Source organism: uncultured Duncaniella sp., from assembly GCF_910577345.1.
In the GTDB taxonomy this organism is placed as follows: Bacteria; Bacteroidota; Bacteroidia; order Bacteroidales; family Muribaculaceae; genus Duncaniella.
Map to the genome: position 1 here is coordinate 60,164 of NZ_CAJTMT010000008.1, position 25,243 is coordinate 85,406.

A 25,243-nucleotide genomic window follows, 5' to 3' on the forward strand; every position below is an offset into this window, starting at 1 on the left:
CTTGTTTGCCGGTGAGGCTGCCGGTGGTCTCGGAGGCTTGAAAAATTTTTGAATAAGGAATTGATATTCAGTATTTGAATTGAAAACATTCTATAGGATTCTTCGGTTTGTCCTTGTGTTCGTGCTTGTGCTACCTCTGGCAGTACCGATAATCCTATATGTGCTTTTGTCGCTGCCCTCAGTGCAGAAGCAGATCGCGCTTAGTGCCGAACAGGAGCTCACCGCCCTGCTCGGCACTGACGTGCATTTAGGGGAGGTGAGTGTCGCGCCTTTCAACCGCATCGTGCTTTCCGATGTGACCGTCAAGGACAATGCCGGTGTCACGGCTCTGGAAATCGACCATCTCGGTGCAGGCATAAGCATCTGGGAGAGCCTTTGGGCAAGCCGTCCGGTCATATCCTACGTTGAGCTGATAGACTTGAAGATGGCGCTCTACAAGCCTACCGCCTCCGCTCCGCTCAACATCCAGCCTATCCTCGACCGCTTCAAGTCGAAAGAAAAGAAGGAGCCGACAGCCTTTGACCTTGCTGTCAATCTTGTGGTCATCCGGCGGAGTGAGCTGAAATATGATGTCCTCGATGCCGCACCTGCGGATTCCGGCCGTTTTGACAAGAATCATATTTTAGTGACGGGGCTCAGAACCGACATAAGCGCGCCCAAAATATCCAACAACCGTCTGCACATCGACGTGAAGCGTCTCGGTGCCTCCGAACGCTCCGGATTGGTACTGAATGAGTTCACTGCCTCAGTGTTTGCCGATACTGAAAACATGGAGATTAACAATCTCATGTTTGAGATCGGACGGTCGCGTTTTGCCTTCAACGACATCACTTTGGCTTCACCTCTCGGTCCGGGATTCGATGTGGCAACCATGCTCCGTTCCTCTTTTGAAACCCTTCCCGACACCTATCTCGTTCTTTCAGATCTCGCTCCATTCGTTGCCGAACTCGGTGAGATTGACGAGCGGATGGATATTGATTTTGAAGCGGAGGGTGAGCTTGACAATATCCTTATCCATCGCTTCTCACTGGAGTTTCCTGACCGCAATGCCCGTCTGAGCACACATGGTGTGATTGAAAATCTCACCTGTGGACGCGATTCCCTCTCAGTTGACCTGCGCCGGTTGAATCTTGTGGCCAATGTCCCTGCAGCGCTTGGTTTCATGGCTTCGCCGTCGAGCATGTTCCATTCTCTGTACGGAAAACTCTCCCCTTTGGCTGAACTTGGCAACATTGACCTTCTCGGCGACCTCTCGTTCACCCCTAAGAGCCTTGATTTCAATGGCTCGTTGAATACCGGATGTGGCAATATCGACATTGATGGAGGCCTTTATCGCGATGGAAAATCAAGTCCGTTGAAGATTGACGGTCGCGTGACGACATCTTCCTTTGCTCCCGCTAATATCCTTCCGCAACTCGCACCGCTTGCCAATGTCGCATTCGATGCTTCGGGCGACGTCGTGATTGCGCAGAACAGCTATATCACCGGAAACGCACAGGTCAATGTGACTGGACTCGAATGGAATGGCTATGCACTTGACAATATCACTGCCGGAGCGAAATTTTTCGGCGACAAGTTTGAATTTTCCGCCTCCTCAGCCTCACCCTACGTTGACTTCATCGCGAGTGGAGGTGCCGACTTCAAGGGGGAGATGCCTCTCAATGAATTTTATGCAGAAATCCGTAAATTCTCCTTCGCACCATTCGTGAAGGGGGGAGCGATGAAGGATTATGTGCTTGCATGTGATGTCGATGCTTCTGTCCGTGGCCGTAATCCCGACACAATGGATGGTTGGGTCAAGGTTGAGGGCCTGAAAATGGCGGGTGCGAACGGAAAGTCGCTTGCCATACCCTATATCGAACTTGAAGCTTCCGGACCGGATTCGCTGAGGTCCATCACACTGCGTAGCCCGCAGGCGGATGCCGACATCTCCGGCCGTTTCAGCCTCAAATCAATAGGTCGTGATGTAGCCGGAATCATTTCCTCGGTCTATCCTGCTCTCGTACCTCCGGTTGCTGATGTGGAAAACACTCTGGATTGCAATCTCGACATCAGGATAAAGGAGGACACGACTCTGTCGCGCTTTTTCAACCTGCCTGTCGACTTCATCTATCCTGTCTCTGTCACATCAATGGCAAAGGGTGGTGAAACTCCGACACTCGGTCTGTCGGTCGACATGCCTTTCCTTCGCAAGAAAGACAAACTCATTGAGGGAAGCCGTCTGTCATTGCTTCTCGACGGAGCTGAACGTCAGCTTCAGTTTATTGCCCACACTTCTGTCCCTACCAAGGACGGTATGCTTGCGCTCGACATTGAGTCGAAAGGTGTGACCGACTCGATTCATACGGATATTGGCTGGGTGGTCGACCGTCAGAAAGAATTCAAGGGAAATCTTGATTTCGCAACAGTTTTTGCCCGTGATGAGGAGAGCAACGCCCTTCTCACCGACATAGATTTCCATACGTCTCAGCTCATTTTCAACGACTCCGCATGGACTGTCAATCCCTCTCAAATCAGGATTGCCCCCGGACGCATTGTTGTCGATAACCTCAGCGGAGGTCGTGAGGGGCAGTCGCTCAGCATCAACGGTGTGGCCTCAGCCGATTCGACGGACCGTCTGGTGTTGAAACTCCGTAACATCGACCTTGACTATATTTTTGAAAGCCTCAATCTCAGTGATGCTGTCCAGTTTGGCGGACGTGCCACCGGTGATTTCTACGGTCTTAGCCTATTGTCGGGTCATCCTGTCCTCTTCACCCCTCAATTGAAGGTAAAGGGACTGAAATACAACCGTTGTGTCATGGGAGACGGTGACATCCACTCCAGTTGGGATCATGCCAACAAGCGCATCATGATTAACGCCACAATCACCCAGCCTACAGGTGAGGCCTCGTTGATTGATGGTTATATAAAGCCCATGACGGAGGAACTTGACTTTAAATTCTCTGCAAAGGACGCTCCTGTCGGCTTCATGGCTCCGTTCATGTCGGCGTTCACCTCGAAAGTCTCCGGCAAGGTTTCAGGCGACGCCCACCTCTACGGAACTTTCAAGGATATTGACATGACCGGCGATATTTTTGTCGACAATCTGTCGATGAAACTTGATTTTACCGATGTGACTTACACCGCTACTGACAGTGTCCACATCACTCCGGGACGCATACAGTTCGACAATATCCGCCTTACCGACCGCTACGGCAAGACCGCTGACCTTAGCGGTTACGTCACCCATAACTATTTCCACGATGCTTCTTTCGGCTTCAATGTGAGAAATGCCCGCGATTTTCTTGTCTATGACGTGAAGGAGAATCACACCGAGGATCCCTGGTATGGCAAGATTTTCGGAAATGGCAGTGCGACCGTCACGGGAGTGCCGGGTAAGGTCGATATTGATGTCGACATGACCACCGCGCAGAATTCGCGTTTCACCTTCGTGCTCAGTGATTCCGAACAGGCCGTGGACTACAATTTCATTACCCTCCGCGACCGCGACAAGGCCAAGAAAGATTCCATCGCGGCGCTTGACCCCACTCCGATTGCAATACGTCAATTGAAGGAACGCATGAAGCATGAGGAGGAGGGGAGTCCGTCGCTCTACAATATGACATTCAAGGTCGGCATCACCCCCGATGCTGCCATAAATCTCATCATGGACCCTGTCGGCGGTGACAAGATTACGGCATACGGCAGCGGTAACCTCAGGATGACTTATTCTTCGGATGGCGACATGAGGATGTATGGCGAGTACACCATCAATCGAGGTAAATACAACTTCACGCTTCAGGACATCATCATCAAGGACTTCGACATCCGCGAGGGGAGCAAGATTACCTTCCTCGGTGACCCCTACGCTGCGCAGCTCGACATCACTGCCTCCTACGCCGTAAACGCCAATCTCAGTGACCTCGATGAATCATTCCTGGAGGATAGAGAGCTTAACCGTACCAATGTCAGGGTGGATGCCTTGATGTTTGTCCGTGGCGACATCCGTCAGCCCGACATCAGTTTTGACCTTGAATTCCCGAGTCTTTCGCAGGATATTTACCGTAAGGTTCGCTCGATTGTCTCCACCGAGGACATGATGAACCGCCAGATTATCTATCTGCTTGCACTCAACAAATTCTACACTCCCGACTACATGGCTGTCAACCACGGCAACAACGAATTCGCTGCAGTGGCCACCTCGACACTCTCTTCCACTCTCTCATCGCGTCTCGGCTCAATGCTCGGACAGTTGAGCGATAACTGGAGCATCGCACCGGCTATCCGAAGCGACCGTGGCGACTTCTCGGACGTGGAGGTTGATGTGGCGTTGTCAAGCCATCTGCTCAACAACCGTCTGCTGCTCAACGGCAATCTCGGCTACCGTGACAAGTCGCTCAACAACAACAGTTTCATCGGCGATTTCGACATCCGCTATCTTTTGAACCGCTCTGGCTCAATTCAACTTAAAGCCTACAACCGCTACAACGATCAGAACTATTACCTCAAAAGCGCCTTGACAACTCAGGGTGTGGGTCTGGTGTTCAAGCGTGAGTTCGACAACATCTTCTCCTTCCTGCGCCGACGGAAAGATGACAAGAAGGACGAAAAGGAGCAGAAGGAGTCCAACGACGAAGAGGCCGTTCCGCAGACCGAAAGTGTGCTTGAAAAGCGCAAACGTATCCCGACCGACAGTATCTTTGACGGAAAGTCGGGGGCTGAATGACGGCAATGTTGAAATATTCAGCGGATTTTATGCAAAAAAAGACGATGGCATAAGTAACTTTTTGCCAATCGCTTTCGTCTAATATATATTGGGAGTTTCCGCATCCCGCAGGACTCCTTTGTTGGTGACAGATAAACCAATTCAATTAAATATCACGTTATGAGAAAAAGTATTGTTTCTTTGGCTCTGCTCGCAGCTTCAGCCGTGGGTGCGTCTGCCGCACCTCTCTGGTTGCGCAATGTAGCCATTTCTCCTGACGGCTCCACGATTGCCTTTACATATAAAGGCAATATTTTCACTGTCCCTGTCAAGGGTGGTGAGGCCCGTCAGTTGACATCGGGCAGCAGCTACAACACCACTCCCATCTGGAGTCCCGATGGCAGCAAGATTGCTTTCGGGAGCGACCGTGAGGGTTCGATGGATGTATTTGTGGTCAACAGCCGAGGCGGTGTCCCCAAGCGTCTGACCACCAATTCAGGCAATGAGACTCCTCTTGCATTCAAGGACAACGGACACATCCTTTTCAGTGCCTCTGTCCTCCCTTCACCGACAGCTGCACAGGCCGGTTTCACCTCGCAGGTCTACAGCGTTGACCTTGAAGGCCACCGTCCCGAGATGTTCATGTCGCTCACGATGCCGTCAATCAGCATCGGTCGTGACGGCCGTCTGCTCTATCACGATAAGAAGGGTGTTGAGAATATCTGGCGTAAGCACGAACGTTCGTCCGGCACATCCGACATCTGGATTATGGACAATGGCAAGCATACGAAGCTTACCGATTTCAACGGCCATGACCTGAATCCCGTATGGGCTCCTGACGGTTCGTTCTATTTCATCAGCGAGGAGGACGGAACGCTCAACGTCTACAAGCGTTCGGTCGACGGCAAGCAGAAGAAGCAGTTGACCTCTTTCACCACCCATCCGGTCCGTTCACTCTCGGCTTCCAACAACGGCACTCTTGCCTTCAGTTGGGACGGTGAGATTTACACAATGAACGAGAACGGGAAACCGGAGAAGGTCAATGTCGAGATTATCGCTGACGAATATGCTTCCCCGGCTGAGAAATCCCTCCGTCGTTCGGGTGCATCGTCGATTGCAGTGTCGCCCGACGGCGAACTCGTGGCATTTGTCCTCAGAGGTGATGTCTATGTGACTTCCACAGAATACAATACCACACGCCGCATCACCGACACTCCTGCTCAGGAACGTGCGGTGGATTTCGCTCCTGACGGCCGCAGCATTGTCTATGACAGTGACCGCGACGGCATCTGGCAGTTGTTCACAACCGAAATCAAGGATCCATCGGAAAAATCACTTCTCTATGCAACCGAACTGGTTGAGAAACCACTCTATAAGAGCGACAAGCCTGCTTTCTTCCCCGACTACAGTCCCGATGGCAAGAAAGTTGCATTCCTTGAGGACCGCACAACTCTCCGTGTGCTCGACCTGAAGTCAAAGAAGGTGACCACCGCTCTTGACGGAAAGTTCAACTATAGTTATCAGGATGGGGACATAGGTTTCGAATGGGGTCCCGACAGCAACTGGCTTCTCATCGACTACATCGGTGTCGGAGGTTGGAACAACTCTGACATTGCGCTCGTGAAAGCCGATGGAAGCGAGGTTGTCAATCTCACCGAAAGCGGCTACAGCAACGGCAGTCCGCAGTGGGTTCTTGACGGTAAGGCCGTAGCATATACCACCGGAAAATATGGCTACAAGAGCCACGGTAGCTGGGGCAACGAGAGCGATGTCCTTCTCATGTTTCTCGATGGTGAGGCCTACGACCGCTTCAACATGACTGAAGAGGAGGTCAAGCTTGCCGAAAAGGCTGAAAAGGATAAAAAAGACAAGGACGGCAAGGACAAAGCCGACAAGAAGGACGACAAGAAAGGCAAGAAGGACAAGAAAGACAAAAAGGACGAGAAGGCCGACAAGAAAAAGGAAGAGGTCAAGCCCCTCACCTTTGAACTTGCCGATCGCCGTCACCGTCTGCGCCGTATCACCGGCTCGTCGTCAATGCTTGGTGGCTACTATGTATCGCCCAAGGCCGATAAACTTTACTATGTCGCTTCAAGCCCCGACGGCCGTTCACTCTATGAGCGCGACCTTAAGGAAGGCGACACCAAGATTCTTGCAAAGGGCCTGAGCGCATGGGGCATGATTCCCGACAAGGATGGCAAGAACATCTTCGTGATGGGCCGCAATGGCATTTCAAAGGTGAATCTCTCTTCAGGCAAGCAGACCCCTGTCACATTTGAGGCCGAATATACACGCCGTGCATCGGATGAACGCAACTACATCTATGAACACATGTGGCGTCAGGTGCTCGATAAGTTCTATGATGTCAATCTTCATGGTGTGGATTGGGCAAAATATCGCGACGAGTATGCCAAATTCCTCCCCTATATCAACAACAACTATGATTTCGCCATTCTTCTGAGCGAAATCCTTGGCGAGTTGAACGCATCGCACACCGGTGGTGGCTACCGTTCTTCGGGCAACCGCCTATCGACTTCGAGCCTTGGTGCATTCTTTGATGAAAGCTACAAAGGCGACGGTCTGAAAGTTGCCGAGGTCATCAAGCGCGGTCCGCTGTCAGCCAAGAATGTGGGTGTTGAAGCCGGCGACATTATCCTTGCCATCAACGACTCCACTATCCTTGCCGGTCAGGACTATTTCCCTCTGCTCGAAGGCAAGAAGAAGGTGAAACTTGATGTGAAGAAGCGCAATGGCGACAAGAAGACTGTCTATGCTAAGGCTACAAGCGCCGGTGCCATTCATCAGCTTCTCTACGACCGTTGGGTTGAGCGCAACGAGCATATTGTGGACAGCGTTTCCGGCGGACGCATCGGTTATGTGCATGTGCAGGGCATGGATGGTTCGAGCTTCAGCGAGGTCTATGACCGTCTGCTCGGCAAGTTCCGCAACTGCGATGCCGTAGTTGTCGATACCCGTCATAATGGTGGCGGTTGGCTCCACAACGACCTTGCTCTTCTTCTCGGTGGTAAGGCTTATGTCCGTTTCAATCCCCGTGGACAGTATATCGGTACCGAGCCGTTCTCACAGTGGACCAAGCCTTCTGTGATGCTCGTTGATGAAAGCAACTACAGCGATGCCCACGGTTCGCCCTACGTCTACCAGACTTTGAAGATAGGCGATGTTGTCGGTGCTCCCGTTCCCGGAACAATGACTGCCGTATGGTGGGAGACTCAGATTGACCCCACGCTGTATTTCGGTATCCCCCAGGTGACTTCGCTTGATGTCAACGGTGAGGTTCTTGAAAACAAGCAGCTCAATCCCGACGTGCTTATCTACAACACCCCCGAGAATGTCCTCAGCGGTGTTGACGACCAGCTCATCGGAGCAACCAAGCATCTCATGAAGAAGACAGCCAAGTAACATCCATCTTGCTCATTTGATAATACGAAGAAAACCGACGCAGGTCCGTGTGGCTACACCCTCCGGACCTGCGTCCTTTTTAGTTTCAGCGTATTTTTTCTGAAAAATCTCTTTGTGCGGTGAAGTGAGAGTTTATCTGCGCCAGCCGGGTTGTACACGTCAGTAATTGGTCCGGATATGCTTGTTTCCGGAGTGGGGGAGTCGGTTGCTTGTTCAGTCGGTTTTCTTTCTGTAGCCGGTTCGCCTTGATTGCTTTCCGCTTCGGTTTGCGGCTGTATCGTTTCGTCGGGGTGAGTTGAATTTTCTGTTGCCTTATCTGCTTCGGATTTTTCATCCTTATTTTCAGCCTTGGTCATTTCGGCAGCCGCACGGCGTTCGGCTGCGCGGGCCTTTGCGCGGGCCGAGCGTTGCATGGCAGTGTCTATGTCGAGACATAGACACATGAACACAACTCTCATGCACTCATATTCATAATGATAGCCAAGTTTTTCGCCTTTCAACATGTAGGCGTCGAGATGAGGCATCAGATATTTCATCCATTCCGCGCCATAACCGAGAGCATCCATAATCATCTCGCCTCGCCGACGCATTTTTTCATAGAAAGCCTTGGAGACAGGAAGTGTCCAAGGCTTTTTTTCCATCGGACTTTTCGGTCTGCCACGTTTGCGTTTCGTGCCGGATTCACTACGGTTGCAATCAGAGCTTTGGTGGAAGGATTTTGCCTGACCTGATGAAGCGTTGGTGATGATTGTTGTTGTGGAAAGTTCGTGGTTCATGGTTAGAGAGATTTTTGGGTTGAACAGTGTGTTTAATTGAATACTGATGCAAATCTACATCATGAACTTTCCGAAAAGGTGCGAATTTACAAAACCGATGAAGAAAAATATTGGTTTTTCATATAAAATCAGTAACTTAGTGCAGAGTCATAAACTTATATCGTTAAATTATGTCATTGCCTTTTTTCAAGCGAAATTTTATAATCGACAGACCATGTGTTGAAGTAATAGATTTCATGAAGAAGTCTACATTCAGTTATGACTCCCCGACTCGTTTTTCTGACTATAGGCATAAGAGAAAATATGAGTTTGAGGGTTGGGTATGGGAAAACGGCTTTTGTGTGTATGAGAACTCCGTTTTTCGTAATTCATTTGCGCCGGAAGCGAGAGCCGTGATACTACCCGTAGGTGATACTCAGTCTTCCGTGAGACTTGAAGTGGGTCTTTATTCGATAGGCGCAGTCGGTGCTATTATAGTTATTATCGCACTCATTGTCACGCTGATAGCTATTGTCATGAGAGTGTCGGAAAGAGGGTTCGACAAGGAAGATGCGGGTTTGCTCTTTATTGTTCTTTTGTTTGGAAGTGTTCTATTCCTGTTTCTTCGCTTTGGGTTCTATTCCGGCTACAAAAGGTTGAAATCCCGGATATTGGAAGTATTGGATTATCCGGAAGGTCAACAAGGTGTAAATTTGTAAGTGGAGTCAGGATATAGACATACCGTCACTGAGCCATAATCATATAGCCGATATAGCCGATATAGCAAAACGTGAGGAGGGCTCCTTCGATGCGGGTGATGGTGCGCTCTTTGAAGAACCAGCCGAATATCCAGAATAGCAGACATGCGCCGGTCAGCACGAGGAGATCCGGATTGCCGATGTTGCCGAATCCGAGTGGACGCACCGTGGCAGTAGCTCCGAGCACAAGGAATATGTTGAAGATATTGCTGCCGATAACGTTACCGAGCGCTATGCCCGTTTTTCCTTTCATGGCAGCGGTGACGGAGGTTGCGAGTTCCGGAAGAGAAGTACCGGCAGCAACGATTGTAAGTGCGATTATCGCATCGCTCACTCCGAGTGCTGAGGCGATGCCCGATGCCCCTGCCACAAAGCGGTCGCCACCGTAGATAAGCGCACACAATCCGCCGATGACCCACAAGGCGGCTTTCCAGATAGGCATGGCCTTGACACCGGCTCCGGATTCTGCAGCAGGGTCTTCCGTTGATGCATCCTTGGCTTGCGAGAACGTGTAGCGCATGAATATCAGGAAAAACAGCAATAGGAGGATGCCATTGACACGACTGACTGTCATGGACTGAGCGCCATCAAGCAGGGGGCCGTTGGCTATCGTCAGCAGCGCAAGCGCCGATAGAAGGACAAGCGGAATTTCATTGGTCATGATGCTGCGCTGGATTTTGATGGGCACGACCATAGCTGTCACTCCGATTATGACGAGGATATTGAAAATATTGCTACCGACCACGTTGCCTATGGCCATCTCGGCACTCCCGTTGAGAGCGGAAATAAGGCTGATTGCAAGTTCAGGCGCGGAAGTGCCGAACGCAACCACGGTCAGACCTATGACCAAATCGCTGACACCCCAACGTTTGGCAATTGCCGAGGCGCCGTCTGTCAGACAGTTGGCTCCGACGAGAATCAAGCCCAGTCCGAGCAGTAGAAAAAATATATTCAGAAGCATAAGGAAGGATGAAACAAATATATTATGATGAGAAATTGAAGTTTAACTGTTGAAAACGATGATTGCCGTCGGACAGTCCTCCGATTATCTAAAAACAGTCATGGACAATCAAAATAAAAACGCATACGGAAGAGGTATTGTTGTCAATCACCACTCGGCAGCGACCCCGAATAAAAAGCAAATCCTTAAAACCCAATAGGTTCTAAGGATTCACTTGTACCTCGGAGGGGAATCGAACCCCTATCTGAAAATTAGGAATTTCCCATTCTATCCGTTGAACTACCAAGGCATGATTTTGTAGTGTCGGTGCAAAGATACAAATTTTTGCATAATCTTCAAAACTATCCTTGGACTATCATTGGGATTGATTTGCGCAGCCGCTGTCAATTTCAGCCGTTTGTGAAACTTATTGTGAAACGGGTGAGACCATCGGTGGCGGTGCTGAGGGAGAATTTGCATTTGTGGCGGTGGAGGACTTCGCTGATAAAGAGGAGGCCGATACCGTGGCCGTTGACCTTTGTCGAGAAGAAGGGACTGAAAAGCATTTTGGCCGTCTCCTCCGAGATGCCCGGGCCGTTGTCGGTGATTGTCAGTGTCGGAGGCGACGGGGTGGTGCTGATTGTTATCTCTCCGTCTGAGCCGATGCTTTCAGCAGAGTTCTTTACGATGTTGATCAACACCTGTTCCATCAGCACCGGGTCAATGTTGACCTTGACCGGTTCATGACAGAGTTTCCGATGCAACTTGATATTCCGTCCGGCACACAGGCTTTCAAGCATGATGTGCCAGTGGTCAATCTCCCGGTTAAGGTCGGTGGTGATGAGAGTCGGTTCGGGGATTTTGACCACATCCGCGTAGGAGGTGATGAAATTGCTCATGGCAGCACAACGACCTTCACAAACACCGATGACTTCGAGAATGTCGGCATTCTCTTTGGGATGTTCCTGAAGGATGGTGCCGGCAGTCGAAAGCATGGAGTTGACACCGGCCATCGTATTGTTGACCTCATGGGCAATCACCCTTATCACTTTCTCATAGCTCTTCTTCTCGGCTTTCATCACTTCATCGGTAAGTTTCTCAATCAGGATGAACGGATGGGCGAAGCCCTGGTTCATGAACGAGAGTCGTGAGCAGCGGTAAATCATGGAGTCGTTCAGACGGACTGTCCTGACCTCCCCCTGCTGCAAGGCTGCGAGCGTGTGGCCGAGTTGCGAATCGAGTGTGTCGAGTTTGCGTCCTCCCGCATTATCCTTTTTGGAAAATCCGAGGAAATTTGCTGCCGAGGGGTTGGCATTGACGATACGGTCATCAGTGTCGAGGATGATGATTCCCATCGGCGACACATTTATGAGCAGGTCGAGGAAGTGGTTTTGCTCACGCAGATGCAGACGTTCTTCCTTTAGGGAATTCATCATTCGGTTAAACATATCAATTATTCGGTCGGCCTCGTGCTGGTTGACGTGGGTCAGGCGGCTACTGAAATCCTGAGCGCGCAGGAGGTCAAAACCGTTGGTGATGCTGCGGAGCGGCTTCATGATGTTGATGTAGAACACCACCATGAGCAGCAACGCAAGACCGCATGAGCCGCGGGTGACCCAACTGAGAGTCGGGTCATCCTCCGTCGGTATCATGAACGTCGTGGCCACGGTACAGACAAGAATCAGGACAATCAATATGAATATCCACTTAAGCCTCATAGTTTGATTCCATATTTTTCAATGCGGCGGTAGAGAGCCTGACGGCTTATGCCGAGCAGGGCGGCTGTGCGCGACATGTTGCCACCGGACTGGGCGAGTGCATTCTCGATTGCTGAACGCTCCTTGGATTCAAGAGTGATGTCGGATGAGGAGAGTGTCGACATTGTGTCGCCGGTATATTGCCCACGGAAATCGCGGGCATCAAGACGCGACGACGCGCTGACGAGGAGGGTTCGCTCTACGAGGTTCTTCAATTCGCGGATGTTGCCGGGATAGGGGAGTGACTGGAGGAAAGAGATGGCATCGGGAGTGATTTCCGTGCGTTCGCAGCCCACCGTGTCGCAGTGTTTCGCCACGATATGTTCCACGAGCAGGGGAATATCTTCTTTCCTGTCGCGCAGAGGGGGAAGGGTGACGGTGATGAGATTTATGCGGTAGAAGAGGTCTTCGCGGAAAGTCCTCTCGCGGACCATTGCGGGGAGGTCGGCATTCGTGGCGCAGACCACACGCACGTCGCAGCGGCGCGGAGTACTGTCGCCGAGCATCTCGTAGGTGTGTTCCTGAAGCACCCGCAGGAGTTTCACCTGACAGTTGAAATCGAGGTCACCGATTTCGTCGAGGAAGATGGTTCCGCCGTCCGACATTCCGAAGCGCCCCTCGCGGTCGGCCACCGCTCCGGTGAAGGCGCCTTTTTTGTGGCCGAACATCTCGCTTTCGAAAAGCGACGAGGATATGCCTCCGAGATTGACTTTCACCATCGGTCCACCGCGCCGGTGGGAATTCCGGTGGATGGCCTCGGCGATGAGTTCCTTGCCCGTACCGTTTTCGCCCATGATGAGCACAGGGGCATCGGTAGCCGCTATGCGCTCGATGGTGTGGAGGATGTTGAGCAGCGCAGGGCTTTTACCGATGATGAATGAGCGGTCAAACTTACGGACCTCTTCGTCAGTCGTGGATTTGGACGCATGGAGATCCAGCGCCACATTTATCCGCTGCAGGAGCGAGGCATTGTCCCAGGGTTTGGTAATGAAATCAAACGCTCCGGCCTGGATTCCTTCGACGGCGAGGGGGATGCTGCCCCATGCCGTCATCAATATGACAGGCACATCCGGCAGGAAAATCCTGATTTGTTTCAGCAATGTCAGTCCTTCGTCGCCGGAAGTGGCGCGTGAGAAATTCATGTCGAGCATGATGAGGTCGGGAGGAGTGGAGGAACGCACGATTTCCATGGCCTCTTTGGGATTGGAAGCCATGGAAACATCGTAACCGTTGCGGGAGAGCAGCAGACGCAGTGACAATCTGATGCCTGCGTCATCATCTACAATTAGAATCATGATGCAAAGGTAGTGATTAATATTTTAAAGACGTAATAATGGATAGCTTGTAACAATGAAAAAATCCCGCCCTCCGGGGCTGTATGCCCGGTCATAAAACAAATAAGAGTTGTTTTTTGTGCAACTTCCGGCTTCTACTGCCTGAGTATGGCCTCAATGTCAGCATCAATCCCCTTGTTGGTCACAAAATCCCAAAGGGCCACACTACGCAACTGGTAGTAGTAGTTCCAGTAGTAGTAAAGTTGATTGATGTAGTCCTGTCGGCTCTGGTCCTTGCTTGTCTGCGAGTCGTTGAGGTCAAGTGTTGAGATTTTGCCGATGAGGAAGGTCTCGACATTGGTGTCGTAGCGGCGCTGGGCTATCGTGTCGGCACGGAGAGCGATGTCGAGTTGCCTCTGCTGATTGTTGAACCGCTCGACAAGGATGAAGATGTTCTGGTCGAAGTCCATCTGCTCCTTGCGCAGACGGCTTTTCACTACGTCGCGGTTGCTTTCGCTCACTTTGACCTTTCCACGGCGTTTGCCCCAGTCGAGAATCGGCACCTTGAATCCGATTTCCACCACCTGATTGTCTTTGAGCGTATCGTAGGCCGGTCCGAATTTGTCGGCGGTTCCCGTATAGCCTATCTGGGCGAAGAGGGTTATCTCGCGCTGGTTGCCTTTGGCCTGGGCGACGGCATAGTCGGCTTCGAGCTGACGGCGGCGGATGTTCTTCGAGAAACTGTTGTAGGCATGGGCTTTTTCAAGGACATCGTTGTAGCTTACCATCGTATAAGGAATCTTTTCCGGGACGACGGGTTCGAGTGTCACATCTTCCTGAATGTTGAGGAAAGCGCGGAGCTGAAACATGTTTGACTTGTAGCTTATCTCACAGTCAGTGAAGTTCGACCGTGCGTTGAGCAGGTTGAGTTCGAGCTGGAGGAGGTCGTTTTTGCTTATCTGTCCCATCTCGCGCTTTGCCTTGGCCACTTCATAGAGCTTCTCGGCATTGGCAAGGTTCTGCGAGGCAATTTCGACATTCTCTTTGGCCAACAGGAGGGAGAAATAATAGTTGATGGCTGTCAGGGCCACTGTCTCGGTCGCGCTGATGAAGGCAGCCTTTGATTCCTCATATCTCACCGGCTCGATGCGGCGGTTCCATTTGGTGTGGTTCACGCCGAATATGGGTTGGGAGAGCGTAAGCGCGATGGGTACTGACATGAAGCGGTTGTAGCGCGGATTTTCGAGCTGCTTCAGGAAGTCGAGCGATGTGTTGAGCGATAGCGTACCGCCAGTCAGCCATATATTCTGGTCGATGGAGACCTCGCCGCTCATCTGCATGTAGTTGTTGCGCACGAACGTGTAGGATCCGTCGTCGAGCTGATATGGGCTGTAGCTTTTATGGTAGCTCGGGATGGTCGCGTTGAAGTTGACTTCCGGCAGAAGGTCGGCCCGGTAGGTGCGGTAAGTCCAGTAGGCCGTGCGGAGTTCGTTGAGGGCCACGGCTGCATCGACGCTGTTCGCCCGTGCAGTCAATATGGCCTCCTCAAGGGTTATGGTTTTGACCGCTTCCTCAGCCGCACCCGCAGTCATGGCGACTGCGAGTGAACCGAGAAGCATCAATTGTTGAATAAATTTCATGGAAAGCGGGTTTAATAACTGTCATTCACCCATGAGGGCTTTTGCGGGAGCTATTTTCATCGCACGGTTGGCAGGAATGAGGATTCCGAGCAGAATCATGAGAGCCATGAATGCCCATGCGATGACGACGCAGGCAATGAAGCGCGAGGGTTCGAAATATGCGCCGTGGTAGTAGGTGTTGAATTCAAAATGGACAATCAGCCAGTCGAAGAGGATGGCCAAAGGAGTGATGACAAGCAGAATGATTTCTCCTTCACTGATGACACGGCGGAAAATGTCGCTGCGGGTGGCTCCGTTGGCCTTGCGAATTGCGATTTCGGAGATGCGCATACGGGTGCGGAACCAGAATGTCCCGAGCAGACCGAGGAAGATGTTGAGAGCGAGGAAGGCCGCTCCGGCAAAAAATGTACGCATCCCGGTGACATTGTCACGCTGATGGATATGGCGTATATCATCGAATGACTGGACTGATGAGATGTAGAGGTTGCCGATGCGGAAATGACTGTCGGCATCCTTCATGAGATTCTCGATGAAGTCAGTGTCCATGTTGTCACGCACACGCACCATCAGTTCATTAAGCGCATCAATATAATGCCTTTCAGGACAGAGCGACATCATGGAGGTGGACCATTCGGCTGCCTGGAAATCGTTGTAACGCGCGGTTTCGTAGGCGGCTTTCAGGACAAGGGTGTCACCATAGGCGTGATTTGAAAACTCCTTGCCGATGAAAGCGCCCATGTGGTCAAGGTTATACTTTTCCTTGAAAGCGTTGTCGGAAATGAGGAAGGCGCGTGGCTCCTTGAGCAGTTCGGACAGTTGCTCAGGGGTCTCACCGTTGGCTCCCCGGATGCGGAACACCCGTGGGAAATCCGGGCTGACGAGGCGTCGGAGAAGATAACCGCTTGATGAGAAGGTGTCCGTTGCCATGTATGTATTCGAGTTGGAGCCGTTGTAGAAATAGGAGTTCTGTCCGGCAGCCACACATTCGATTTCCGGACGCTTTTCAAGGCGGTCCATGAGGGTCAGAAAGTCCGCGTTGTTGTCAGAGTTTGATTTGTCGGGGATGAATTCGGGGCTTTGTTGGTTGAGCAGAGCGTATTTGATGAGGTAGCAGTGGTCAGTGTTGAAGCCGCGTGGCTCGTTGAGGGTGGAGATGGCCGTGTAGAGGTTGTCGGTAATGAACCACATCACAACGCTCACTATCAGGAGCTCGACACCCAACCACACGTTTGAGCGCCATTCATTACCTATCTGTTTCAGAAGTTTACGTTTCATAGAAGTTATTTGCCTGTGAGTGCGTTGACGATGTTGATTCTTGATGCGTTGAGTGATGGGATACCGGCGCTGAGCAGATTGAGCAGGAAGCAGAAGAGCATTGCCCATCCGAATGTCGACCAGTGGAAAAGGATGCCGAGGTTCAGTCCGCTTGCCGACAGTGATGCACCGTAGCCGGGTTGGAATATCACTCCACCCCACAGCAATGCGAAAATCAGACTGAGTGCGAGACCGATGAGGCCTGCGACTATGGTGATGACGAGATTCTCGACAAAAATGTCGGTGATGATGTTGGTCCTGCGTGCTCCGAAGGCCCTGCGCACACCGATTTCCTCGCGACGGCGCTGCAGACGGCTGTGGGTCATGCTGCTAAGGTTTACCGCAGGGACAATGAGGAGAATCAGATAGATGGTCAGGCGCTGGAGACGGTCTTTGTTGACATCGGGCGACATGTTTGCCCACGGGGTGGCTACATGCACTTCCTGATTGTAGGGACGGTCGCGCAGGATGAATTCCCAACCGTCGATTTTCGCCTCATCGCCGAGCTTATCGAAAAGTTGCTTGTATTCCTCGCGGACAGCCGGGATGTCATCCACGCTTTTTGGTAGAATAATCGCGCTGAGACCACCCATGTAGGTACACCATGTGGCGTTTACTGAGTTAGTGGAGGTGAAGGGCACCCACAGTTCCGCGTAGGAGAGATTGGCGAGGTTGCTGACATCCTTGACTACTCCGCAGACTTTATAGGGGACATGGTTGATGCTGAATTCGCGGCCTTCCACATCGGTTGAGCCGAAGAGCTTGCGCGCGGTTGATTCATTGATGACAGCCAAGGGAATCGCCGAATCAAAATCAGCCTTGGTGAAGGGCTTGCCGTTGATGAACGTGAAGTCCATCACGTCCCAAAAGCCGTTGTCGACGCCACGGTATTCAGCACCGAAGGCAGGCTGACCGGGGACAGAGAGGGAGGCGACCATAGGCCATGCATCCATTGCAGTGACGGCTTCGGGGGTCTTCATCTCATAGAAGACTGCCTTGATGGTGTTGAAACCGAGAGCACCGTTTGAGGTGTTATTCTCGCCCCAGTCCTTATGGGCGATGGAGGCGAATTTCTGGACGAGCCAGCGGTCGCGGTTGCTCTCGGGAGCGAAGGGTGCGGTTTTGATTTCAGTTATCATCACCATAATCATGATGAGGAAGATTGCAAGGGCTGTTCCGGCAATGCTGACGGTGCTGACCATCGGCTGCTGCCTGATGGAAGCCCAGGCAAGTTTTATGTAGTTGGTTTTCATTGCTTGGAAATGATGTTTGGTTCAGATAAGGAATTCTTTTACTGTACCTGGCGGCCGTCGAAGAAGCGGATGATGCGGTCGGTGAGTTTGGCCTGCTGCTCGTTGTGGGTTACCATCATGATTGTGCGGCCGTCCTCCTTGTTGAGCGAGTGGAGGAGATCCATGACTTCGGCACCCATCTTTGAGTCGAGGTTACCGGTCGGTTCGTCGGCGAGGATGATTTCGGGATTGCCGACGATGGCACGGGCGATGGCCACGCGCTGACACTGACCGCCGGAGAGCTGCGAGGGCATGTGGCGCATACGGTGGCTGAGGCCGACGCGGTCGAGGACTTCGCGTACTCGTTTCGAGCGTTCGGATGCACTCATGGAGCGGTAGATGAGGGGGAGTTCAACATTGTCGAGGACGTTGAGCGAATTGATGAGATGGAAGCTCTGGAAGACGAAGCCGAGTTTGGCGTTTCGGAAGGCAGCGAGTTTGCTGTCGCTCATTTTCCCGAGCGAGATGCCGTCGATGCTTACCGTTCCGCTGGTCGGGGTGTCGAGGAGTCCGACAATGTTGAGCAGGGTTGACTTTCCGCAGCCGGAGGGTCCCATCACGCTTACAAATTCGCCTTTCTCAATGTCGATGTTTACGTTTTCAAGAGCGAGTGTCTCGATTTCGTCTGTGCGGTAGATTTTATTGATACCTTTGAGTTCGATGATTGCCATGATATGTTGTTGTTTTAATTTGTTTATAATCTGTTTGTTGTTGAATTTTTTGGTTTCCGGCCGATGCCGGAATGGGAGTTGAATTGGTTTCTGATTGAGGTCGGATTTGGGTTTTAATATTGGTTCCCTACAGAGGTCGGGATTGGGTTTTGATTTGTTTTTTGATATTGTAGGGACGCACTGTAGCGCGTATGCCGGATGAAAATGTAATTACGCGTAAAATTTATGTATATGGATGTTTTACACCGTTTTTATTATTCACCATTCTGTTTAATCATTAAATTAATCTTGTTTACTTTCACTATTCTATTTGGCATACGCGCTACAGCGCGTCCCTACAAATCAAATTCTGAAAATTTTATTGGACTTAAAAATCATGAATCATGCATTATGAACCACGCATTAAAAATATGAATCATACGTTATGAATCATGAATCAAAAAACATGCATTGATTTAACTTTACTCGTCGCGGAGTGCATCGACCGGATTTATGCGGCTGATACGCCTTGCAGGGATATAGATGCCGATGAGGACCGAGATGAGCATGATGGCATATATTATTCCGGATATAATCAGGAAATGTTTGTTGAAGGAGTCTATCCACAATGCCATATAACCCTTAAATTCAGCAGAATACTCGCCGTCTATATTTAAGGCCGTAAGGCCGGATTCATGTACTTGAAAATAATATACAGTGAATGCAATAAGGCAGGCGATGGTAACCATGACCAAACCTTCAAATATCATCTCGCAGATGACGAATCTTTTCGACCCGCCAAATGAACGGAGAATGCCGGCATCCATGCTGCGTTTGCGTGTCTGTAAATAGAAAGTACCCATCATGCCGAGAAAGACATTGACGAAAAAGAACAGAGCGATGGAACCGTTGATGATAATAGAATTGTCATCGTCGCGTGCATTTACTTTCCGGTTGACCGTATAAGATTGTGGGCCATGGGTGTAGACCGGTCCCGATTTGAGATCGCTATTGGCGTAGGAAGTGAGAGAAGTTGCAAAATCGTCTGCGTTGATTCCTTCCTTAAGTCGCATTACAATGAACAGTCTTGACACACCACCCCAATTTTTTATAATATCTGATGTCATTGGATAGTAAGCGATAGGAGAGCGGCCAAATACTGAGCGATAGATGGCATCATTGACCACGCCGCTTACGGTGTGGGAATATTCCTTGTATTTTTCAAAATACGGTGAATTTTTTTCAAGAATCTGCCCAATGGGATTCTCACCGGAGAAATTATATTCCGCTATTGATTTGCTGATTACGGCATGGTTGCCGGTCATAGGCGGTTCTATAAAATCTTTCATTACGCTTGTTGAGGCATCCTTCAGTCCAAATGTCTTGAAAAAGTCTGTCCCGGGAATGAAATAGACCAGTATATAGGCATCATTTGGAGTAAAAGTCGATGAGTTAGTTGACATTTGTTCAAAACACACCGGATTTATTAATGTTGCAGCCTCGATGTCCGGATGAGTTTTGACTTTGGCAAGGATACGGTTGAGATGCTCCATTTTTTCCTCGTGGGTAATCTCCTCCGGTTGTTGTGATGAACCGATCGGGTATTCACTGATATTGAGCTGGACAAGACGTTCGATGTCATAGCCTGGATCAAGATGCTTGACATAGAGTTTGACAAGTACCGGGTCGAGAAGTATCCATGCAATATAGGCTATGATTGAAATCTGAAGCAGAAGCCAGATGTTACGCCGCCAGTTGGCAATGAGATTATGGTATATTAGTTTTAACATAGCTATTTGTGGAGGATTAGCGTTTGGTGTTGATTGATGAAACTATCGGCCGGCGCAAGGAGAGCCTGACTGGGATATAAGCTGACAGTAGGTTGAGGGCAAGACATATTGTCAGTGTCAGAAGGAAGACCTGAGGGGCGAAAAGCATCTCGGCTGAGACATCAACGTCTATATTGGGATCTACTGCCTCCCATGAGTCTGTGATGATATTGAGTATCCATTGCCGGGAGAAGAATAGAATGAGCCACGCTATAATAAGTCCGATGATACCTCCTATGAATGTAAGCAAGAAGTTTTCAAACATCACTTGGCGTGTTAATTCACCGCGTGTGGCGCCGAAACTACGTCGTATGCCGATTTCAGCAATGCGTCGGTCCATCTGTCCGCCTATCATACCACTTATGTTGATTGCGGGAACAATCAGAAGGACAATTGCGATGAATATGAAAGGTTTGAGCATATCCCATGTTGACTGCTTCTGCCATCCGGAACTGCCAAGCACATTGGTGAAATGTGTTTTTATAATGGGAATATCAATTACACCGGCGACAGTATCTACAAGTGTGATTCGCTGACAGATTGCATCTAATTTGTCTTTTATGGCATCTTGCTGTTCGCGGTCTTTGAACATGAAAGTGACTTTGAGAGCTCCCATGAGTGTGCGTGGCCACTCAACATCGGTAAAGGAGTGGTCAAGGATAGTGTAGGGCAGGAACATGTCTCCGTATGAAGATTTTGCAAGCGGTGTGCCTCGCCGTACTACGCCCACGATTTTATAGCGTTTGAAATTCATTGATATTTCTTGTCCAACAGCTTTCTGAGTTGAACTGAAAACACGGTTGGCGAGTGCATCTGTAATGACAACATTGGGAATTGCTGCCGTGAAGTCAGCTTTACTAAACGGATGTCCGGATATAAAGTCGTAACTGTAGAGTCTAAAAAAGTTAGGATCTACATATTTAGTGACGATTTTGAAATCCGCGCTATTGTCAATTGGTTGCACATAATCGCCGTTTGACATCCAATCTTCTCCTGTGACACAGAAGTAATCACAGAGTGTGGAGTCTGTAGTCAGATAGTCATCGATGAAGCTTTTGGAGAACGGATTGGAACTCATGCCATTCTCTGTCGTTAGACGTATTGAGCTCATGTATGATGTAAGACCACGTTGATATTCGGGGTAAATTGGGGCAAGATGGACGTAATATATTATGGCAATTATCATTATGAATGCCACCGCGAAGGCTACGCCGCCGATGTAGAGCGATGTGAAGCCGGGATTGGCTCGCGATTCGACCCATAGTTGTTTGAGTGATGATTTGATTTGCATGATTGGGTGTGGTTGGAGATTGGAGAATTTATTGGGGGGAGTATAAGGGGTTGTGGGTGCCTTCGGCCGGTTGGGGTTGTCAGGGTTACTTTACTTTCAGAGAGGTGTTGGTGTTGAAACGCTTCATATCGGAGATGACCACGCGGTCGCCGGGTTCGAGACCGTTGATGACCTCGACATATTCAAAGTTGCTTTCGCCGAGGCGGACGCTGCGGCGGACAAGTTCGTCATCGCTGTCGAAGACAAAGAGTTCGTATAGGCCGGGACCGGTATAGAACGTGCCGTTCTTGATACGTTTCACATCCTCCATCACGTCACACATTATATATACGTCTGTTTTCAGACCGGAACGCAGACGGGCGTTGGCTTCGTCGTCAAGACGCACGGAGAATGAGATGACACCGTTGCGGGAGAGGGGGGTGACATTGCTGACCATTCCGGGAAGACGGTCACGGCCAACGCGCACGACGGCTTTGGACCCGACGCGGATGCGGTCGCCGTAGGAGTCGGCGAGTTCACCATCTACCTTGAAATGGCTGAGATCGGAGATTATTGCGATTTTCTCGCCTTCGGAAATTTTTTGGCCAATCTGGTCGTTGATGAATGTAAGGGTGGCGCGGCGTGGAGCGCGTATCTGTGCATCGTCGAGTGTGCGGCTCATCTCTCCGAGGTTTTTGCTTGCGATGTTGATGTCGAGATTCTTCACGCTGAGACCGGCATCGGTGACCTTATGCTCATTGGCGAGTTGCTGACGCATCTGTTCGAGTTCGAGTTTGCCGGTGTTGTAGGCGAGTTCGGCCTGACGGACGCGGTCGCCGGTGCCTGAACCGAGACTGTCGAGGTAGCGTTCGTTGCGGAGTTCGACTTCAAGACGGTTGACTGTCATTTCCTTCACCTTCACCTGCATGGTGAGGTCGGAGATACGGGTGTCGTTGCCCACCTTCTGCTGCTCCAGTTCGTAGCGCTTCATCTCTATCTGGTCTTTAAGCTTGTTGAGCTCGGTCTCGGTGCTCTGTAGGTCGAGACGCAGGAGGGGAGTGCCGACATCCACACTGTCGCCGGCCTTGCAATACACCTCGACAATGCGTGAATTGATTGGCGAGTTGATTATCTCCTCAAATGCCGGGACGACGCTGCCCGAGCCTGTGACGGTGGTTTCGATTGTTCCCGTGTCGACGGTTGCGATAAGCAGGTCGTCGCGGTTGACGCTCGAACGGAGGGTGATCATGAGTATCGCGATTATTACAACCACGACAGCGACACCTATTATATAGGGTAGCATCTTCTTGCGCATCGCTTTTTTGCGTTCGTCGGATGTGAGTTCTCTATCCATTGTCTGAAATGAAAGTATGTGATTTAAATTTTTATTGTTTTCAGTGGTATAAATTACAAATATCGTGCCAAAGTGCCAATATATTGGTAATCAATGTGTTGTGCGAAATAGTGCTGTCCGCTATCGGACAGTTTTGTCCGATTTTGTCCGTGCGGACAGCCGCTGATGGACAGGATTTGAGATATTTGTATCATTCTACGGCTAAACCTTTTGTTGAGGAGGATGATTATAATAGATATAATCCTCATGTTTCATGTCAGCATCACATCCCATCACATTTGACCGCGTCATGCGGTTTATTCTCGGTGCAGCCATCGTCGCAGCTATAGTGTGGCTCGTCAATCGCCTGAGCAACGTCCTGTTGCCCTTCTTTCTGGCATGTCTGATTTCCTATATCCTTGAACCGATTGTGGAGTTCTGTCTGAATAAACTCCACTTCCGCTGGCGCATCGTGGCAATTTTCGCCACACTCATATCTGTTGCCGGAATTGTTTTCGGTCTTGCCTATCTCTTTTTGCCATCAATCATGAAGGAGATTCACGACATGGGTGTGATGATTAACGACTACTCCCGGCGTGGTGAGCTGATGCCGTTTCTGCCGAAGGAGATTCATGACTACCTTGTGAATTATTTCGATGAGGACATGATGAGGAAGCTGATGGAGGGGCAGCGTTTCGAGACGCTTCTCTCGAAGGGTTCGACTGTCATCACCGCTTCGGTTGAGTTTCTGCTCCACACGCTCGAATGGTTCCTGACATTCATCTATGTGATTTTCATCCTGCTTGATTACCGCCACATCATGCGCGGTTTCCGTCTTCTCGTCCCGCCGAAATACCGTCCGATAGCCTATAAGGTCGGAAACGACATCAAGAACAGCATGAACCGCTACTTTCGCGGTCAGGCCGTCCTCGCGCTTTGTGCTGCGGTGTTCTATTGCATCGGTTTCTCGATTGTCGGTATTCCGCTTGCGATAGTGCTTGGCATACTGGTCGGTGTGCTCTACATGATACCCTATTTCCAGTATGTCACCGTCATTCCCGTTGCCTTTGTCTGCCTGATTTCATCAATGGGCGGGGAAATACCTTTCTGGACACTCTTTGGCAAATGCCTCCTTGTCTACGTCATCAGCCAATGTATCTGTGACTATATCCTCACACCCAAGATTATGGGTAAAGTCATGGGCCTCAACCCTGCCATCATCCTCCTGTCACTCTCGGTCTGGGGCACACTCCTCGGATTGATAGGTATGATAATCGCCCTCCCCCTGACTACCCTCCTCCTCGCCTACTACGAAGAATACGTCATCTACCCCCACGAACCACATCCAATATCGGAAGATAATTCATAATTTAGGGAATCTTTCTTTTCGTTGAAATTAATTGGAATGTTATGGAACTAATGCTTAATATTAAGTGATTCAAGGGTGTGGATTAAATATTTCTGCACATCGCGAACTGCGACAATCCTTTCGCCACGCCGAGTGACGAGAGGAAGGCCGGGAGGGTTTTCTCGTTCGTGTCGATGTTGAGGATTTTGATGGTCGGAGATTCCGCTGCTTGCAGACTGTTGGCGAGTAGGGCTGTGGCTATACCTTGTCTGCGATGTTGACGGTCGACGGCTATTTGCGTGACATCTCCGGAAATGGGATCAAACACGCAGTATCCCATCGGATTGCCGTCAAGGAAGGCTCCGGTTATCAAAAGGCCATCTTTCCCTCTTGAAATCGAGTTGAGGTCATTTTGCCATGATGGCCTGAAGTCGCAGAAATGTTCCATTCCGTTAAGCGCTTCGGGTTGGAGCAGATGAAATTCGATTCGGTCGGGATGGGGACGGTCAAGCCGGAGTCTATCGATGGACTGATTGTAGCAATCGTATTCCGCTGTGATTTCAAAACCGTTAGCCCGATAGACATTGATGGCAGCAGTGTTGTCTTGGAGCACCTCCAGAATGTATTGCTTTATTCCTGCTTCTTTCAGGTAAGGTATGGAGTATCTGAACAGTTGTCCCGCGATTCCTTGGCCTCTGAATGCCGGCAATGTGCCTGTCCCGCAATCGTAACAACTTGTGATGCCGTTGTATGGCCCGACGCCGTTCAGTGTGAATGCCACGATTTCATCGTTTTCAAAAGCAGCGAATGAAAGATTCGGGCAGAAACCGCGCCGCACAAGCATGTCGGCCACCTGTTTGCGGTCGAATTCAACGGCATAATCGCAAAATGCTTTCTGAAATGCTTCGAGAATTGACTCAAAGGGAATGTTGGAAAGACTTCTGATTGTCATGTGGAAAGTGATTGGATGGCGGTG

The 25,243-nt window shown here is 50.4% G+C and carries 16 protein-coding genes and 1 tRNA gene; 4 read left to right on the forward strand and 13 right to left on the reverse strand.

Translation table 11 applies throughout. From position 1 onward, the window contains the following. The first annotated feature begins 79 nt into the window (after positions 1-79). Positions 80-4,708 carry a translocation/assembly module TamB domain-containing protein gene (locus QZ310_RS05315; RefSeq protein WP_297071149.1) on the forward strand — a complete coding sequence of 1,543 codons (4,629 nt, stop codon included), beginning with the start codon at positions 80-82 and terminating at the stop codon, positions 4,706-4,708. A 159-nt stretch (positions 4,709-4,867) separates the two neighbouring features. Next, positions 4,868-8,107, forward strand: coding sequence for a S41 family peptidase (locus QZ310_RS05320; RefSeq protein ID WP_297071151.1), 3,240 nt, complete (start codon positions 4,868-4,870; stop codon positions 8,105-8,107). A 53-nt stretch (positions 8,108-8,160) separates the two neighbouring features. Here the strand turns inward: QZ310_RS05320 and QZ310_RS05325 are convergent, their stop codons facing one another. Next, a complete protein-coding gene (locus QZ310_RS05325; protein WP_297071153.1) occupies positions 8,161-8,883 on the reverse strand; it encodes a hypothetical protein in 723 nt (240 codons plus the stop codon). Positions 8,884-9,119: 236 nt separating this feature from the next. On the opposite strand from QZ310_RS05325, the gene QZ310_RS05330 reads away from it, so the two are divergent. Continuing rightward, on the forward strand, positions 9,120-9,581 hold the full coding sequence (locus QZ310_RS05330; protein WP_297071156.1) for a hypothetical protein: 462 nt from the start codon (positions 9,120-9,122) through the stop codon (positions 9,579-9,581). A 25-nt stretch (positions 9,582-9,606) separates the two neighbouring features. On the opposite strand, the gene QZ310_RS05335 is transcribed toward QZ310_RS05330, so the two are convergent. The 11 genes from QZ310_RS05335 to QZ310_RS05385 all read right to left on the reverse strand — a co-directional run bounded on the left by QZ310_RS05335 (position 9,607) and on the right by QZ310_RS05385 (position 22,940). Continuing rightward, a complete protein-coding gene (locus QZ310_RS05335) occupies positions 9,607-10,581 on the reverse strand; it encodes a calcium/sodium antiporter (protein WP_297071158.1) in 975 nt (324 codons plus the stop codon). 217 nt (positions 10,582-10,798) lie between these two features. Continuing rightward, positions 10,799-10,870: transfer RNA gene (locus tag QZ310_RS05340), tRNA-Arg, on the reverse strand. A gap of 100 nt (positions 10,871-10,970) precedes the next feature. Beyond that, positions 10,971-12,278, reverse strand: a complete 1,308-nt coding sequence (locus tag QZ310_RS05345) for an ATP-binding protein (protein ID WP_297071160.1) — start codon at positions 12,276-12,278, stop codon at positions 10,971-10,973. Beyond that, positions 12,275-13,612, reverse strand: coding sequence for a sigma-54 dependent transcriptional regulator (locus tag QZ310_RS05350; protein ID WP_297071163.1), 1,338 nt, complete (start codon positions 13,610-13,612; stop codon positions 12,275-12,277). Before QZ310_RS05350 ends, QZ310_RS05345 begins: the two co-directional genes overlap by 4 nt. A gap of 134 nt (positions 13,613-13,746) precedes the next feature. Continuing rightward, positions 13,747-15,231: a TolC family protein gene (locus QZ310_RS05355; protein WP_297071165.1), complete on the reverse strand. Its 1,485-nt coding sequence runs from the start codon at positions 15,229-15,231 to the stop codon at positions 13,747-13,749. Between the two features lie 21 nt (positions 15,232-15,252). Further along, complete coding sequence (locus QZ310_RS05360; protein ID WP_297071167.1) at positions 15,253-16,506, reverse strand: ABC transporter permease; 1,254 nt, start codon at positions 16,504-16,506, stop codon at positions 15,253-15,255. Positions 16,507-16,511: 5 nt separating this feature from the next. Then, positions 16,512-17,798: an ABC transporter permease gene (locus QZ310_RS05365; RefSeq protein ID WP_297071169.1), complete on the reverse strand. Its 1,287-nt coding sequence runs from the start codon at positions 17,796-17,798 to the stop codon at positions 16,512-16,514. A 38-nt stretch (positions 17,799-17,836) separates the two neighbouring features. Continuing rightward, a complete protein-coding gene (locus QZ310_RS05370; protein ID WP_297071237.1) occupies positions 17,837-18,502 on the reverse strand; it encodes an ABC transporter ATP-binding protein in 666 nt (221 codons plus the stop codon). 467 nt (positions 18,503-18,969) lie between these two features. Continuing rightward, entirely contained in the window at positions 18,970-20,277 is a 1,308-nt protein-coding gene (locus tag QZ310_RS05375; protein WP_297071171.1) for an ABC transporter permease, read from the reverse strand. Positions 20,278-20,293: 16 nt separating this feature from the next. Beyond that, entirely contained in the window at positions 20,294-21,607 is a 1,314-nt protein-coding gene (locus QZ310_RS05380; protein ID WP_297071173.1) for an ABC transporter permease, read from the reverse strand. 85 nt (positions 21,608-21,692) lie between these two features. Then, a complete protein-coding gene (locus tag QZ310_RS05385) occupies positions 21,693-22,940 on the reverse strand; it encodes an HlyD family efflux transporter periplasmic adaptor subunit (protein ID WP_297071176.1) in 1,248 nt (415 codons plus the stop codon). A gap of 253 nt (positions 22,941-23,193) precedes the next feature. Here QZ310_RS05385 and QZ310_RS05390 point away from each other — a divergent pair, with 253 nt between their 5' ends. Beyond that, positions 23,194-24,288: an AI-2E family transporter gene (locus tag QZ310_RS05390; RefSeq protein ID WP_297071178.1), complete on the forward strand. Its 1,095-nt coding sequence runs from the start codon at positions 23,194-23,196 to the stop codon at positions 24,286-24,288. A gap of 82 nt (positions 24,289-24,370) precedes the next feature. Here QZ310_RS05390 and QZ310_RS05395 read toward each other — a convergent pair whose 3' ends face one another. Then, positions 24,371-25,219, reverse strand: coding sequence for a GNAT family N-acetyltransferase (locus tag QZ310_RS05395; protein WP_297071180.1), 849 nt, complete (start codon positions 25,217-25,219; stop codon positions 24,371-24,373). Positions 25,220-25,243 lie beyond the last annotated feature (24 nt).

What these genes read in the sequence shown, in the direction of transcription:
- QZ310_RS05320 (WP_297071151.1), top strand. Translation starts at nt 4,868, where the DNA reads ATGAGAAAAAGTATTGTTTCTTTGGCTCTGCTCGCAGCTTCAGCCGTG.
- QZ310_RS05325 (WP_297071153.1), bottom strand. Translation starts at nt 8,883, where the DNA reads ATGAACCACGAACTTTCCACAACAACAATCATCACCAACGCTTCATCA.
- QZ310_RS05330 (WP_297071156.1), top strand. Translation starts at nt 9,120, where the DNA reads ATGAAGAAGTCTACATTCAGTTATGACTCCCCGACTCGTTTTTCTGAC.
- QZ310_RS05335 (WP_297071158.1), bottom strand. Translation starts at nt 10,581, where the DNA reads ATGCTTCTGAATATATTTTTTCTACTGCTCGGACTGGGCTTGATTCTC.
- QZ310_RS05345 (WP_297071160.1), bottom strand. Translation starts at nt 12,278, where the DNA reads ATGAGGCTTAAGTGGATATTCATATTGATTGTCCTGATTCTTGTCTGT.
- QZ310_RS05350 (WP_297071163.1), bottom strand. Translation starts at nt 13,612, where the DNA reads ATGATTCTAATTGTAGATGATGACGCAGGCATCAGATTGTCACTGCGT.
- QZ310_RS05355 (WP_297071165.1), bottom strand. Translation starts at nt 15,231, where the DNA reads ATGAAATTTATTCAACAATTGATGCTTCTCGGTTCACTCGCAGTCGCC.
- QZ310_RS05360 (WP_297071167.1), bottom strand. Translation starts at nt 16,506, where the DNA reads ATGAAACGTAAACTTCTGAAACAGATAGGTAATGAATGGCGCTCAAAC.
- QZ310_RS05365 (WP_297071169.1), bottom strand. Translation starts at nt 17,798, where the DNA reads ATGAAAACCAACTACATAAAACTTGCCTGGGCTTCCATCAGGCAGCAG.
- QZ310_RS05375 (WP_297071171.1), bottom strand. Translation starts at nt 20,277, where the DNA reads ATGTTAAAACTAATATACCATAATCTCATTGCCAACTGGCGGCGTAAC.
- QZ310_RS05380 (WP_297071173.1), bottom strand. Translation starts at nt 21,607, where the DNA reads ATGCAAATCAAATCATCACTCAAACAACTATGGGTCGAATCGCGAGCC.
- QZ310_RS05385 (WP_297071176.1), bottom strand. Translation starts at nt 22,940, where the DNA reads ATGGATAGAGAACTCACATCCGACGAACGCAAAAAAGCGATGCGCAAG.
- QZ310_RS05390 (WP_297071178.1), top strand. Translation starts at nt 23,194, where the DNA reads ATGTCAGCATCACATCCCATCACATTTGACCGCGTCATGCGGTTTATT.
- QZ310_RS05395 (WP_297071180.1), bottom strand. Translation starts at nt 25,219, where the DNA reads ATGACAATCAGAAGTCTTTCCAACATTCCCTTTGAGTCAATTCTCGAA.